General features: G+C 46.2%; 15 protein-coding genes and 1 other RNA gene. 14 read left to right on the top strand and 2 right to left on the bottom strand.

The features are described from left to right. Positions 1-1161: a S8 family peptidase gene (locus tag NLX73_RS23625; RefSeq protein ID WP_254327505.1), complete on the bottom strand. Its 1161-nt coding sequence runs from the start codon at positions 1159-1161 to the stop codon at positions 1-3. 404 nt (positions 1162-1565) lie between these two features. On the opposite strand from NLX73_RS23625, the gene rpoE reads away from it, so the two are divergent. The 14 genes from rpoE (at position 1566) to NLX73_RS23555 (ending at position 14670) form a co-directional block, all read left to right on the top strand. Beyond that, the gene (rpoE, locus tag NLX73_RS23620) at positions 1566-2117 is read left to right on the top strand and encodes a DNA-directed RNA polymerase subunit delta (protein WP_013308216.1); all 552 of its coding nucleotides are present in this window, start codon (positions 1566-1568) and stop codon (positions 2115-2117) included. Between the two features lie 402 nt (positions 2118-2519). Continuing rightward, positions 2520-4121, top strand: coding sequence for a CTP synthase (locus tag NLX73_RS23615; protein ID WP_013368772.1), 1602 nt, complete (start codon positions 2520-2522; stop codon positions 4119-4121). A 212-nt stretch (positions 4122-4333) separates the two neighbouring features. Beyond that, the gene (locus NLX73_RS23610) at positions 4334-4702 is read left to right on the top strand and encodes a response regulator (RefSeq protein ID WP_013308218.1); all 369 of its coding nucleotides are present in this window, start codon (positions 4334-4336) and stop codon (positions 4700-4702) included. Positions 4703-4948: 246 nt separating this feature from the next. Further along, positions 4949-5803, top strand: a complete 855-nt coding sequence (gene fba / locus NLX73_RS23605; RefSeq protein WP_013308219.1) for a class II fructose-1,6-bisphosphate aldolase — start codon at positions 4949-4951, stop codon at positions 5801-5803. Positions 5804-6030: 227 nt separating this feature from the next. After that, entirely contained in the window at positions 6031-7284 is a 1254-nt protein-coding gene (locus NLX73_RS23600) for a UDP-N-acetylglucosamine 1-carboxyvinyltransferase (RefSeq protein ID WP_013308220.1), read from the top strand. Between the two features lie 259 nt (positions 7285-7543). Then, on the top strand, positions 7544-8881 hold the full coding sequence (gene rho, locus NLX73_RS23595; RefSeq protein ID WP_069290792.1) for a transcription termination factor Rho: 1338 nt from the start codon (positions 7544-7546) through the stop codon (positions 8879-8881). A gap of 97 nt (positions 8882-8978) precedes the next feature. Then, positions 8979-10250, top strand: coding sequence for a radical SAM family protein (locus NLX73_RS23590; protein WP_061831800.1), 1272 nt, complete (start codon positions 8979-8981; stop codon positions 10248-10250). A gap of 154 nt (positions 10251-10404) precedes the next feature. Continuing rightward, complete coding sequence (gene rpmE / locus NLX73_RS23585; RefSeq protein ID WP_013308223.1) at positions 10405-10602, top strand: 50S ribosomal protein L31; 198 nt, start codon at positions 10405-10407, stop codon at positions 10600-10602. Positions 10603-10712: 110 nt separating this feature from the next. Continuing rightward, positions 10713-10979: signal recognition particle sRNA large type (gene ffs / locus NLX73_RS23580), an RNA gene on the top strand. Positions 10980-11137: 158 nt separating this feature from the next. After that, entirely contained in the window at positions 11138-12889 is a 1752-nt protein-coding gene (dnaX, locus tag NLX73_RS23575) for a DNA polymerase III subunit gamma/tau (RefSeq protein ID WP_254327504.1), read from the top strand. A 43-nt stretch (positions 12890-12932) separates the two neighbouring features. Beyond that, positions 12933-13244, top strand: coding sequence for a YbaB/EbfC family nucleoid-associated protein (locus tag NLX73_RS23570; protein WP_013308226.1), 312 nt, complete (start codon positions 12933-12935; stop codon positions 13242-13244). 27 nt (positions 13245-13271) lie between these two features. Then, positions 13272-13871: a recombination mediator RecR gene (gene recR / locus NLX73_RS23565; protein WP_103050204.1), complete on the top strand. Its 600-nt coding sequence runs from the start codon at positions 13272-13274 to the stop codon at positions 13869-13871. A gap of 215 nt (positions 13872-14086) precedes the next feature. Next, entirely contained in the window at positions 14087-14398 is a 312-nt protein-coding gene (locus tag NLX73_RS23560) for a DUF2508 family protein (RefSeq protein WP_025676300.1), read from the top strand. Beyond that, on the top strand, positions 14395-14670 hold the full coding sequence (locus tag NLX73_RS23555) for a pro-sigmaK processing inhibitor BofA family protein (RefSeq protein ID WP_250259929.1): 276 nt from the start codon (positions 14395-14397) through the stop codon (positions 14668-14670). Before NLX73_RS23560 ends, NLX73_RS23555 begins: the two co-directional genes overlap by 4 nt. A 123-nt stretch (positions 14671-14793) precedes the next feature. Here NLX73_RS23555 and NLX73_RS23550 read toward each other — a convergent pair. Then, on the bottom strand, positions 14794-14976 hold a 183-nt coding region (locus tag NLX73_RS23550), incomplete at its 5' end, for a hypothetical protein (protein ID WP_254327503.1).

Below are 14976 nucleotides of genomic sequence, written 5' to 3'. Positions count from 1 at the left end.
TCACTTTGTGCCCTCCTGCATCAATCGGAAGGCATCGACTTCTCCAAGTTTGGTCGAGATAGAGCTCCGTCCGGCACTTTTACGCAGACGGAGCGGTGTGGCGGTACGCTTAAGCAACGCCTTGATTTCTCCAGGCCTCAGTTCCGGCCTCAGTGAAAGGAGAAGTGCGATGCTTCCGGTCACATGGGAAGTAGCCATAGAGGTACCGCTCATTTCGTGATGCTTGCCATGGATCCAGGAGGATGTGATCTTTTCGCCAGGTGCGTACACGTCTACAAATTGCCCCCGGTTGCTGAAAGGCGCGATGCGTCTGTATTTGTCGGTAGCCCCCACAGAAATCGTCTGAGAATAGCGGGCTGGATAGTCAATACTTCGGCGCTTGCCCTCATTTCCCGAGGACGCTACAATCACAATGCCGTTATGATATGCTTTATTCACCATATCAAGTAGTGCCTTGCTGCGCGACTTCATACCAAAGCTCATATTGATGATATCGACACGATTTAATACACACCAGTCGATACCAAGGATGATATCGGAGACGTAGGCGGCTCCATTATGATCAAATGCTTTTACGGGATGAATTAAAGCCCGTGGTGCTACGCCGACCATACCTTCGTCATAGTTGGACGCCGCGATAGTTCCAGCAATATGAGTACCATGGCCGTTATCGTCATAGGGTAACATGGTTCGGTTAAGCAAATTAATACCTCTGGCGAGAGAGTGACGAAGATCAGGATGTTGAAAATCCGCTCCTGTGTCGATCACACCGATTCTGACCCGATTCCCTGTCGAGGAAGGCCAAGCCTTGTATGCACGTACCTGTTTGACTCCCCATGGCATGGAAAGGTTCTTTTCTGCTTTTGGTATATGAGCAGTTTCAGCGTGGACCTTCATGCGGGTATCTTCTTCAACGGTGACACCGTTGTGATATTTGCCCAGCCTGTCTCCCCCTGAAAGCGGAGCGATTAAAGCACGGATTAGTCGGGCCGGTTGTACTTGCCGTAATCCCGCAAGCTCGGGTTTCAGCTTCCTGAGATAGGACAGGCATTCCCGGTATTGGTGAGGCTTATCGAACGTGATGATCTGTTTGTTCCGTCCACTGCCGGACGGCTCCGAAATACCCTCATGCAGACGCTGCAAAAAATCCGGATAGTCCATTTGAGACGGTCCCCCTCCGATGAGCCATGCTGAGGTATTGTATGAGCAAGCGTCAACTGCGGCATGGGAAACCTGCCCCTTTTTTATGGAAATAGGCCTGCTTGTCGTGTCAAAGTGGCCGTGGACACATACGATACATGGAGGGCATAAGCTCTTGTGCAACAACTTTGGGGGGTTCTCCCGGAGCGGGTACAGTCGAAGACGGGGGGGACCCCGTCTTTTTATGTATGCCGTCTTGTTTAGAGGGATATTCCTGGAAATTATGACGATACCCATCTTTAACTTGCAATTTGCTTCCAAATAGGTTTTACTTAGTTTTGATAATGGATATGTTAGTATTGCATGTATCGTGTATGCTCTGAAACATGTTCTTGTGAATTACGTGTGAGAGGAAGTGTCCCTAGGTGAGTACCCCACTCAACTTGAAGATTGACCCGGAGAAAGTCCACGAGACTCCAATGGTGGATTTGGCATTTATGGTATTGAAAGCAGCCAATACTCCGTATTATTACCGTGACCTGATGAAGGAAGTCGCCAAATTGCGTGGCTTTTCCGACGAAGAAATTAATGACGTTATTGCTCAGCTATATACTGAAATCAACATTGACGGGCGTTTTGCCTGTGTCGGTACGAATCTGTGGGGCTTGAAACGTTGGTATCCGGTAGATAAATCCGAAGATGCCCTGACAGGCGCCAAGCGTCCTCGTATTATTAACGACGAAGACGATGACGACGAAGATGACTATCATGAGGAAGAAGAAACATACAACTCTGATGACGACTTCGATGCAGATAGCGAAGACGAGGATGGCGAAGATGAGCTGTTCGACGGAGAAGAAGATGATGATGATAGTGATGAAGACGTAGTTATAGACGATGAAGACCTCAGTGATGAGGAAGATTCAGAAGATGAAAACGACGATGAGTCGACGGAAGACGACGATTCGCTTCGTTAGGAACAGGCTGCAAGGGGAGATGCGTTCTCCCCTTTTTCATGACCGTTTTCTTGAAAACCTCTTCTGATTTAAAGCTTTCAGGTGGATTCTCTCCAATCTGGTTCAATGGACAAATTAACACGGATAACTTCCTTGACAGCGGATTGGACACGGGGTAAACTATTGCTTGGGCTTATGATTGATTCACTTATATGTTTGCTTTTTGTATAAAAGTGCCCCGTACTACGGGAGTGCTTTTTTGTTTTTTATAGGGGTGTTTTCACTCATGAAAGAGGGCTAAGGGCGGCGGACATGGAAAATGATTCCGCTGCCTTCTTCATGGATGATAATCCGTGCAAACGGGTTACGATAACATCATAATGTCGCCTGAATTTTGCATCTTATCTAGGAGGGTTTTGAACAGTGACAAAGTATATTTTTGTGACAGGCGGGGTTGTGTCTTCCTTGGGCAAAGGGATTACGGCAGCTTCACTGGGGAGGCTTTTGAAGAACAGGGGACTGAAGGTAACGATCCAAAAATTTGATCCTTATCTGAATGTCGATCCGGGTACGATGAGTCCTTACCAGCACGGTGAAGTATTTGTAACGGATGATGGTGCGGAAACGGACCTTGACTTGGGACACTATGAGCGCTTTATTGATATTAATCTGTCCAAGAACAGCAATGTCACAACAGGCAAGGTATATTCCAGCGTAATCAGCAAAGAGCGTCGCGGAGAATATTTGGGCGGTACGGTGCAGGTTATCCCTCATATTACGAACGAAATCAAGGAACGCGTGTACCGTGCAGGCCGTGAAGCAGGTTCGGACGTAATTATTACAGAAATCGGCGGTACGGTGGGCGATATTGAAAGCTTGCCATTTTTGGAAGCTATTCGTCAGCTCAAAAGCGAAGTTGGGCGCGAGAATGTGATGTACATTCACGTAACACTCATTCCTTATATTAAAGCTGCTGGTGAGGTTAAAACCAAACCAACTCAGCACAGTGTAAAAGAACTGCGCAGTATCGGTATCCAACCGAATGTCATTGTTTGCCGTACAGAGCATGAACTGTCCTCCGATATGAAGGCTAAAATTGCATTGTTCTGCGATATTGATGCGAATGCAGTGGTAGAATGCCGCGATGCTTCAACCCTCTACGAGGTTCCGTTGAACCTGCGTGAAGAAGGCTTGGACGAAATCGTAGTTAACCACCTCAAGCTGACAACACCTGCACCAGATATGACCGAATGGGAAGGGTTAGTTGATCGAATCAGCAAGCTGGATAAAACGGTTGAGATTGCCATTGTTGGTAAATATGTCGCGTTACATGATGCGTACTTAAGTGTGGTTGAATCACTTTCCCACGCTGGATTTGATGCGAATGCAGACGTAAAAATCCGTTGGGTGAACGCTGAAGAAGTGACGGACGAGAACGTAGCTGACATGCTGGGCGGCATTGGCGGCATTCTCGTACCGGGTGGCTTCGGCGATCGCGGAATTGAAGGCAAAATTAGTACCATTCGTTATGCACGGGAGCAAAAAATTCCGTTCTTCGGCATTTGTCTGGGTATGCAGGTATCTGTCATTGAGGTTGCCCGTTCCCTGGCTGGTCTCGAAGGAGCCAACAGCTCGGAAATTAACCCGGCTACTGATTATCCTGTCATCGATTTGCTTCCTGACCAAAAAGACATCGAAGATTTGGGCGGTACGATGCGTCTTGGCTTGTATCCATGCAAACTGGTGGAAGGTTCCCTGGCTTCGGCTTGTTACAACGACGAGCTGGTGTACGAAAGACACCGTCATCGGTACGAATTCAATAACGAATATCGTGAAGTTATTGAAAAAGCGGGTCTTCGTATTTCCGGTACTTCACCGGATGGACGCTTGGTGGAAATTGTGGAGCTCCCTGAGCATCCGTGGTTCCTGGCGGTACAATTCCATCCAGAATTTACTTCCCGTCCGAATCGTCCACAGCCTTTGTTCCGTGAATTTGTAAAGGCAGCATTGCAGCTTCAAGGTTAATGCTATGCTTGTAAGACCTCCTCAGGGAGGTCTTTTTTTATCCCATGCTTCCTGATTATGAAAGAATATTCCACAATTATGTATAAGAGCAGGATTTTCTTTTTGCAGGAGCGAATATAGTTTTAGGTATGGGACGGATATTGTACGTCATCGGACGCTGTTATGGCAATAGCTGCATGATCCTCGTTTTAAGATCTTAGGAGGTTAAAACATTGGAAAAGAAGAAAGTATTAATCGTCGATGACCAGAATGGAATACGGATTTTACTGATGGAAGTGTTCGGAAGTGAGGGTTATGAGACCTTTCAGGCGGCGAACGGGAAAATTGCACTTGAAATTGTTGAGAAGGAACCACCTGATCTGGTTCTGCTCGATATGAAAATTCCAGGTATGGACGGACTCGAAATTCTGAAGCATCTAAAAACCATGAATCCTGATATCAAGGTTATTATGATGACAGCATATGGAGAACTGGACATGATTAAAGAGGCGACGGAGCTAGGTGCGCTAATGCATTTTACCAAGCCCTTTGATATTGACGAAATGCGGATCGCTGTGAACAAGCAACTCAGAGGTGATTAGGTGAGTCACTATGGTTGAGAACTCTGTTAACACAACAGGGTTTTTTGTTTGTGATTATGGGAAATACTGAAAGTAAATCCTCTCCTTATACAATTCTATGGAAAAACGGCGTCCTAACGTGATTTTTGTATGTGTTGATATGCAAAAGCTTGTTTAGTATTTAACATGGGTTGTGGTATAATAAGCCCGTATGTGATGTCGGCTAAAATATAGACAAACCCAAACACCTTTAGGAGGACTGTAACCATGCCATTGGTATCTATGAAAGACATGTTGAACAAAGCACTCGAAGGAAAATATGCAGTAGGTCAATACAACATTAATAACCTGGAGTGGACTCAAGCTATTTTGGGCGCTGCTGAAGAAGAAAAATCCCCAGTAATCTTGGGCGTTTCTGAAGGCGCAGCACGTCACATGGGCGGATTCTACACTGTTGTTAAAATGGTAGAAGGTCTTATTCATGACATGAAAATCACCGTTCCAGTTGCGATCCATTTGGACCACGGTTCCAGCTTTGAAAAATGTAAAGAAGCTATCGACGCTGGTTTCACATCCGTTATGATTGACGATTCCCACAGCCCGATCGACACAAACATTGCTACAACGAAAAAAGTGGTTGAATATGCTCATTCCAAAGGCGTTTCTGTTGAAGCTGAAGTTGGAATGGTTGGCGGTCAAGAGGATGATGTTGTCGGCGACGTAATGTACGCTAAGCTGGACGACTGTCTGCGTATCGTTAACGAAACAGGTATCGATACACTGGCACCTGCACTGGGTTCCGTACACGGACCTTACAAAGGCGAGCCAAACCTCGGATTCAAAGAAATGGAAGAGATCTGCAATGCAATCAAACTTCCACTCGTTCTGCACGGTGGTACTGGTATCCCAACACATGACATTAAAAAAGCAATCTCTCTGGGAACTTCCAAAATCAATGTAAACACTGAGAACCAAATCGTATTTGCGAAAGTGGTTCGTGAAGTGCTTGCTGAGAAACCGGATGCTTATGACCCACGTACATTCATCGCTCCAGGTCGTGAAGCGATTAAACAAACCGTTATCGGTAAAATTCGTGAGTTCGGTTCCAACAACAAAGCGTAATAATGAATCAAACTGGTCGTGCGTCTGCACAGGCTAGATGTATTTCTTAGTTGTAGCTGTAGTTCTGCTGCACAAAATATTTAAATCTGTACAGTTGAATAGTTTGGTATGGAAAGCACACCGCTTAGCCGGTGTCTTTCCATTTTCACCACTAAAAAAGTTAAAGGTTTATGATTTGAGATTATTGTTTGACCGACTGCAAAACACGTAGGGGGACCCTCAAGCTTATGGAAAAATTGATGATCACCGGTGGACGGCCGCTTCAAGGTACAGTTTCCATCAGCGGTGCCAAAAACAGTGCCATCGCCTTGATTCCCGCAGCCATTCTGGCAGAGTCGGAAGTCATTTTGGACAATTTGCCACTGTTGAGTGATGTGGCGGTGTATTCCGAAATACTGGAGGAACTTGGTGCAACGGTTACCTGGGAAGGTAGCCAGATGAAAATAGATCCTTCTTCCATTAAATCCATTCCTATGCCGAATGGGCCTGTTAAGAAATTACGAGCCTCTTATTATATGATGGGAGCCATGCTGGGCAGATTCAAGGAAGCGATCATCGGTTTGCCAGGAGGGTGCAATTTCGAACCCCGGCCCATTGATCAGCATATCAAAGGTTTCGAAGCGCTGGGTGCCACGGTAACGAACGAGCACGGCGCTATTCATTTGCACGCCAAAGAACTGCGCGGAACTAAGATTTATTTGGATGTTAGCAGCGTAGGCGCTACCATTAATATTATGCTGGCGGCTGCACGTGCCAAAGGCGCCACAATTATCGAAAATGCGGCTAAAGAGCCTGAGATTATAGATGTAGCAACTCTTTTAAACTCGATGGGGGCTATTATTAAAGGTGCCGGTACGGAAACGATTCGAATTGAAGGTGTGTCGGAGCTGCATGGCTGCCGTCATTCCATCATACCTGACCGTATACAAGCGGGCACATATATGATTGCTGCTGCGGCAACCCGTGGAAATGTATTGATTGACAATGTAATCCCCAAACATATGGAGGCTCTCACTGCAAAAATGCAGGAAATGGGCATCGGCATCGAGGAATATGATGAAAGTATTCGCGTACTGGGTGCACCTTCCTATGAACATGTCGACGTTAAAGCCTTGATATACCCCGGATTCGCTACAGATTTACAATCTCCCATGACCAGCTTGCTTACCCAAGCGCAGGGTGTCAGTGTATTGAGCGATTTTGTGTACAGCAATCGTTTTAAGCACGTCCCTGAGCTGGTGCGTATGGGGGCTAAAATTCGCGTAGAGGGTCGGTCTGCCATTATAGAGGGTGGTCAACTGAATGCAGCTAAAGTAAAAGCGGCAGATCTGCGCGCCGGAGCGGCCCTTGTCATTGCTGGACTTACAGTAAGCGAAGGTGTAACTGAGGTGACGGGTGTCGAGTACATTGACCGTGGTTATGATCACCTTGTTTCCAACCTGCGTCTTTTAGGCGCGGATGTATGGCGGCAGACTGAATAATTAGACCATGCCATTTTTTCGAACTCCCGGAACGAAAGCGATAGAACGGGCAACACCTATGCAGCCGCTGCTTGATACAAGATTGTGGTTCATACCTAACAATCTTTTATCGGAAAACCGGAATAATTCGGTATAATTCAGGCAGATGGCTGCATAACTTTATTTGTTTTGGTTAAAATTATGTTAATGGTGTTTATGATATCATTGTCTATCATTTAGATGTATGAATGGACTTAATAATTGAATAGGTGGTTATTATATGGATCTGCAAATTTCCGATCTGGAAGAAATGAAGCTGACCGACCTGTACAAGCTGGCCAAGCAATACCAGATCCCGTACTACGGAACGCTCAAAAAGAAAGAATTAATATTCGCGATCCTGCGCGCACAAGCTGAGAAGAGCGGATTGATGTTTATGCAGGGGGTTCTGGAAATCCTTCCCGAAGGTTACGGCTTTCTGAGGCCGATCAATTATCTCCCGAGTACCGAAGATATTTACATCTCTGCTTCACAAATCCGCAAGTTTGACTTGAGAACAGGCGATCTTGTTTCCGGTAAATGCCGAACGCCAAAAGAGAATGAACGATATTTTGGATTGCTTCAAGTTAACGCCGTCAATGGAAGAAGTCCTGAGCAAGCTGCCGAGCGGCTACATTTTCCTGCACTGACTCCACTGTATCCGCAAACCAAATTAGTCCTTGAAACTTCCCCCAACCATTTGTCTACGAGAATTATGGATGTACTGGCCCCTGTCGGACTTGGACAGCGCGGACTCATTGTAGCACCTCCCAAAGCTGGGAAGACGCTTCTCCTCAAAGAAATTGCCAATAGCATTTCTACTAACAATCCCGAGATCGAGCTTTTTGTCTTGTTGATTGATGAACGCCCCGAAGAAGTGACCGACATGCAGCGTTCTGTTAAAGGTGAAGTTGTGGCCTCTACATTTGACGAACTTCCTGAAAATCACATTAAAGTGGCAGAACTCGTGTTGGAGCGTGCGCTGCGTCTCGTAGAACATAAAAAGGATGTTGTCATCCTGTTGGATAGCATCACACGTTTGGCTCGTGCGTACAATCTCGTTATCCCTCCTTCTGGTCGTACTTTGAGCGGGGGTATTGATCCGGCGGCATTTCACCGTCCAAAGCGCTTTTTTGGTGCGGCTCGGAATGTGGAGGAAGGCGGTAGCTTGACGATTCTTGCTACAGCGCTGATTGATACGGGATCACGCATGGACGATATCATTTATGAAGAGTTTAAAGGTACAGGCAACATGGAGTTGCATTTGGACCGCAAGCTGGCAGAACGTCGTATCTTTCCTGCGATTGATATTCGTCGTTCCGGCACACGCCGTGAGGAAGTGTTGTTGAACAAGGAAGAATTAGATACCATCTGGGCCATTCGTAAAAACATGACGGAAAGCCATGATTTTGTGGAAGGCTTCCTCAAAAAGCTGCGTAATAGCAAAACTAATGCTGAGTTTTTGGCTTCGTTTGATTTGACGGCACCTTCTTCCAGTAGCTCGCAAAGCAGTTCTGGTGGGCAACAACGGAGAACTGCGCGTTCTACCACAGCGTCAGTCCCGGCCACAACCAACTAAAACCCATTCATTGTATTTTATCTGTTCCGTAAGTACACAGTCGTTACCATTCATTTTGTTAATGGCGTAGGCTTAACGGAGCGAAAGGAGCTCCATAATGTATTTGGTGTATGCCGACGAAAAAGGCAATGTATATGATCATGCTTCTTTGTATGGGCTTGCCCGTAGTGCAGACATGATTGTTGAAATCATGGAGGATGAGCTTATTCCGTTACCGGAAGGAGCTACATTGGTAAGCCTGCCCAGCACTCGCCCGGTCGGTATGAATCCTGAAACAGGGGAAATGGTTTCTCTTCCCGGAGATATGCAAGCAGTAGGGGCTTTATTGCCGCAAGGTTTTACGCGCTTGTGCCTACCGGGATATGTGAAGACCGATAAGGAGTACAAACTTCCCTTGTTCGGTTATTCGGCTGTAGTCTGGAAAGACGGGGCATTTTATGTAACGGCAGAGCAGAGTGACAGTCCATCCAAGTGGAATCCGGAAAACTGTGACCGTCATCAAGTTAAATTGGGTGTTCAGAGGATGACGGAGCAATATCCTGAAAATCGGCTGTACCAACATTTGTCTAACTGTGCGCTGGGCTACGAATGTCTTACTTCCTCGAACACATTCCTAAATCGCTGGGAAGGAGGAGTTCCGGTATCTTATTCTTGTAATGCGGGTTGCTTTGGCTGTATATCCGAACAGCCGGATGACAGTGGCTTTGTATCTCCGCAGACAAGAATGAACTTCCGTCCCCGTGTCGAAGAAATTGTAGAAGTTATGCTGGAACATTTGAAGACACCGGAGTCCATCATCAGTTTTGGCCAGGGTTGCGAAGGTGAGCCTTCCACACAAGCCAAACTGATTATTGATTCGATCAAAGAGGTGCGCTCCATTACCGATATGGGATACATCAATATCAATACGAATGCGGGATTGAGTGATCATATCCGGGGAATCGTGGATGCGGGTCTTGATCTGATGCGCGTTAGTACCATTAGTGCACTGGACGATCACTACAATGCGTATTACAAGCCGCGCGGCTACACATTGGCTAATGTGGAAAAATCACTTCGTTATGCTTCTGAACAGGGAGTATATACGTCGATTAACTATTTGATTTTTCCGGGTGTAACTGACCGAGAGGAAGAAATTGAGGCAATGATTGAATTTGCCAAACGTACTAAGCTCAAGCTGATTCAAATGCGTAATTTGAATATCGATCCTGAAAGCTATCTGGAGTTGATTCCACCTGCTCAAGGTGAGATCCTTGGCATGAAGCAAATGCTTGAGATTTATCGTGAGGAACTGCCTGATGTAGTCATCGGTTCTTACACTCATGTACCCCCACAAGGGCTGGCACGTCCCAAATTTGCCAAGGCCTAAAACGGTCACACAACTGAAATACACTTGTTTAACGCTGTTTCTGAATGCAGAAAAGAGTTGTTGAAACGCTTATATTCAAGTGCTATAATGTGAACATGTGTTCATACAACTCTGGACTGATAGGACGTTCAGGGCGGAAAGAGGTGAAAGTTCAATGCAACAAGCTATTCAACCAACATTTAACGTAACTACTGTCACTTGTGCTTGCGGAAATTCGTTTGAAACGGGTTCTGTGAAAGGATCTCTGCGTGTAGAGATTTGTTCCGCCTGCCACCCATTCTTCACAGGCAAGCAGAAATTTATTGATGCTGGTGGACGTGTGGATCGTTTCAAAAAGAAATACGGTATCTAATGGATTACCGCAGGTTATAAAGTTATTAGAGCCTTCTGCAACTGCAGAGGGCTCTTTTTGTAATAATGTGTATTTGCTTTTTATGCGGCCTTAAGATATACTTATTTTCACCGTGCTAGATGGGGAGGTAGCGGTGCCCTGTAACTCGCAATCCGCTATAGCGAGGTTGAATTCCTGTTAGAGGTGTTGTTGATGTGAGGCTGGTCCCTGCGCACAATGTTGACGGCTGGGTCCTCCGCAATGAGTACTTGTGAACCTGGTCAGGTCCGGAAGGAAGCAGCCATAAGCAAGCCCACTCTTGTGCCGGAGGGTTGCCTAGCCCGAGTTGTTGTTCAGGATTGCCGCTCGGATCACAACGATCAATAACAGGTGCACGGTATATATTAGTGATTAGAACATCTTGGCAATCATTGCGAAGATGTTTTTTTGTGTTTTATAAATTGGAAGGTGTCTGGTTTAGATTCGGACGGGAGTATAGTATAATGAGGTGACCATGAATGGTCATGAAAGTGAATGGGAAAGAGGGTAACGCGCATTGGAACATATAGCGTTGTACCGTGCTTGGCGGCCGCAGGCTTTCAAGGACATGGTAGGACAACAGCATATTATCCAGACATTGCAGAATGCCATCCGCGAAAATCGCACGTCCCATGCCTACCTGTTCAGCGGTCCACGAGGAACAGGTAAGACGAGTGCGGCCAAAATTTTGGCCAAGGCTATCAACTGTGAGCATGGACCTGCGCCGGAACCTTGCAACGAATGCGAAGCCTGTAAACGGATCACGGCCGGAGCGGTCATGGATGTACAGGAGATTGATGCAGCCTCCAACCGGGGCGTTGAAGAGATTCGTGATTTGCGCGATAAAGTCAAATATGCGCCCACAGAAGTGCGGCACAAGGTTTATATCATTGATGAAGTGCACATGCTGACGACGGAAGCGTTCAATGCGCTGCTCAAGACACTAGAAGAGCCGCCGCCACACGTGATGTTCATATTGGCTACGACTGAACCACATCGGATTCCGGCGACAATTATTTCGCGTTGCCAGCGGTTTGACTTCCGGCGGGTATCGCTGGAAGAACAGACAGAGCGGCTTGACCTGATATGTCAACAGGAGAACATACAGGCTGATTCAGATGCACTGCAGTACATTGCGCGTCTTTCAGATGGCGGGATGCGAGATGCAGTTAGCGTTTTGGACCAGATATCCTCGTTTACAGATGGTCGGGTTACTTATCAGCAGGTGCTGGATATGACGGGAGGTATTGCGTCCGAGCAATTCGGTAAGCTTGCCTTGGCATTGCTGAAAGAAGATGTGGGCACGGTGCTCCAAATGATCGAGAACTTTATGCAGGAAGGTAAAAGTGCGGATAAGTGCATGGAGAATCTTCTGTACTATTTCCGAGACCTGCTAATGATCAAGATGGTGCCTCAGGCAACCAAAATGACGGAGCGAGTGCTAGATCCAGAGCGATTTAAGGAAGTGGCAGATGCTTTTACCAAGGAGCAACTCTTTGCGATGATTGACACCCTTAATCGTTATCAGAGCGAGATGAAATATGCCGTTCAGCCTCAAACTTTGTTTGAGGTAGCTCTGTTGAAACTATGCAGTATTCCGGGGGAAGCAGGAGCTGTTGTTCAGCCGGCCGCACAGCGCTCTGGTGCTGCGGCTGAGCAGGAAGATGTGATAATGTTGAAGCGCCAGCTTGCTGAGTTGGAAAAGAAACTGGAGCGCGCGCTGCAAGGTGGATTGGGCGCTGGAGCTGGACAGGAAGCATCGTCGGGCGGCCGTCAGGCTTCCGGGGGTCGTGCCCCTGCTCCGCGGATTTCGGCGCCGGCCAAACTCCCCTCTCAGTTGGATCGCTATATCGCTGAGAAGTCGAGCGAAGCATTCGCAGCAGCGGGGCGTAAGTGGAGTCAGATTTTACAAGGGGTAAAAGAGGCGAAAGTTACGGTTCATGCCTGGTTTATGGACGGTGAGCCAGTTTCTGTGTTAGAGGACAGTGTACTGGTCGCATTTAAGAACAATATTCATCGTGAAACTACCGAAAAGCCTGCCAATAAGCAGGTCATCGAGAAAGTATTGCATGAGCAGTTGGGTCATCCTTATCGTTTAGTAACGATGATGCAAAAGGATTGGAATGCTGCGATTGAAGGAGTTTCCGACCAGCCTGCCGAAGAATTGCAACTGGAGCCGGAGCATGATACGCCGGGAAAGTCCAAGGAGCCCTGGATTGATGAAGCTATTCAACTTTTCGGGGAAGATCTGGTAGTCATTAAAGATTAAATCAAGTGTCTAGATGTATACTTCATTAAAGGAGATGATTGAAATGAACAATATGAACCAAATGATGAAGCAAGTGAAAAAAATGCAGGAACAAATGCTGAAAGCCCAAGAGGAACTTGGCGGAAAAGTAATCGAAGGTACTTCTGGCGGCGGTGTTGTGACGGTGGAGGTAAATGGACATAAAAAAGTGTTGTCCATCACGATCAAACCGGAAGCCGTAGATCCTGATGATGTAGAAATGCTGCAAGATCTTGTACTGACTGCAGTCAATGATGCTTTGTCCAAAGCAGATGAACTGGCTAATGATGATATGGGTAAATTTACAGGCGGCATGAAAATTCCGGGCTTGTTCTAGTCTGCTGCATAAAGGAGAAACGCGCTATTGTATTATCCGGAGCCGATTGCAAAGCTAATTGATGCTTTTACGCGCCTGCCGGGAGTAGGGCCGAAGACGGCTGCCCGGTTGGCCTTTCACGTACTGAAAATGAAGGAAGATGATGTGATTGACTTTGCCAAGGCGCTGGTCAATGTAAAACGCAATCTGCACTTCTGTTCAGTCTGCGGCAACATTACGGATACGGACCCTTGTCGGATCTGTCAGGATAAGACGAGGGATGCTTCCGTCATTTGTGTTGTTCAGGATTCCAAGGATTTGGTGGCTATGGAGCGTACCAAGGAGTTTAATGGTTTTTACCATGTGCTTCACGGGGCGATATCTCCTATGGAGGGAATTGGTCCTGAGGATATCAAACTCAAGGAATTGCTGAATAGACTCAGTGATGAACGCGTCAAGGAGCTGATTTTAGCTACGAACCCGAACATTGAAGGAGAGGCCACGGCCATGTACATTTCTCGGCTAGTGCGTCCTTTTGAAATCAAGGTTACTCGTATTGCTCACGGATTGCCAGTGGGTGGAGATTTGGAGTATGCTGACGAGGTTACCCTGTCCAAAGCGTTGGAAGGCCGTAGAGAGCTCAATTAAATAGGTGTATTTATACGTTATAAATAGGGAGTCTGGAATGTCCTTAGGGTATTCTCGACTCACTTGGGGGAGCCGCTATGGCTCCTTTTTTATTTGCGGTGATAGATGGCAGTATAGATCGTTCCTGGTTCTAAGTTTGTCCTTTGTTCAATAAGTATGAATAAGGTAATCTTGCAGACTGTGCACATAATTCAGCTTGTGAGGAGGATGAACGGATGTGGGAACGGATGAAACAAAATTTCCGTCGTCAGGAGAATGGCAAATCAGAAGCGGAGTATCGGCAGGAGTTGTTTGCCCAGATTCGGGCTTCGCATGCGGAATGGTTAAGAGCGCATCGTTTATTTCATGAAGCAACGGGTAAAGATGAGATCGACTACGCTATATTTGTTCTAGAAGCTGCAGAACGTAAATATCAGATACATTTAAAAAGTGCGAAACAGCAAGGCCTGCATCGTTTCCATCTGCCTGCAGATGAACCGGGGTATGCCAATGATACGGATCGTGTTCACAAGCGGAGAGCTGAATGAAAGGGGCGGTCTGGTTTGTTTTGATTGCCTGTGTCGGGATGTTACTATTTCTAATCTTAAAAAAACGTTTGGGTATCAGCTGGCTTGTAGTATTCGGGGCACATATGGGCCTGGCAGCCATCGCATTGTATGTTATCAATTATTCAGGGTGGATTACGCAGGTGTACATCCCGATCAATCCAGTGACAATGGGGGCGGTAACGATATTAGGTTTGCCTGGGATTGTCCTTTTACTGGGATTGAAAATAGTATTATTCGGACAGGCTATATGAAAACTTAAATGTTATTGTTTCTATTTTTAAAATATAGTTGACGGCGAATTCAAAAATGTGATACATTAATTCTCGGCCCTTAAAGCCCGGGAATTTTTTTATGAGAACAACATTTAAATGAAATTAAAAAATAATTTTAAAAAAGTGTTGACTTAAATCCCGAATATGTGTTATATTAATCAAGTCGCCGCTGAGATGCGGTGGTGAAACAAAGTAAGACATAATGCAGGTTTGATCTTTGAAAACTGAACAACGAGTGAGTAAAATGATTTTGTTCGCAAAATCAAACAAGAGATATTTTATCTC

The sequence above is a fragment of the Paenibacillus sp. CH40 genome (genome assembly GCF_024213605.1).
GTDB lineage: Bacteria > Bacillota > Bacilli > Paenibacillales > Paenibacillaceae > Paenibacillus > Paenibacillus polymyxa_B.
Note: the sequence above shows the minus strand (reverse complement) of the source record. Positions and strands in the feature narration are given on the sequence as shown.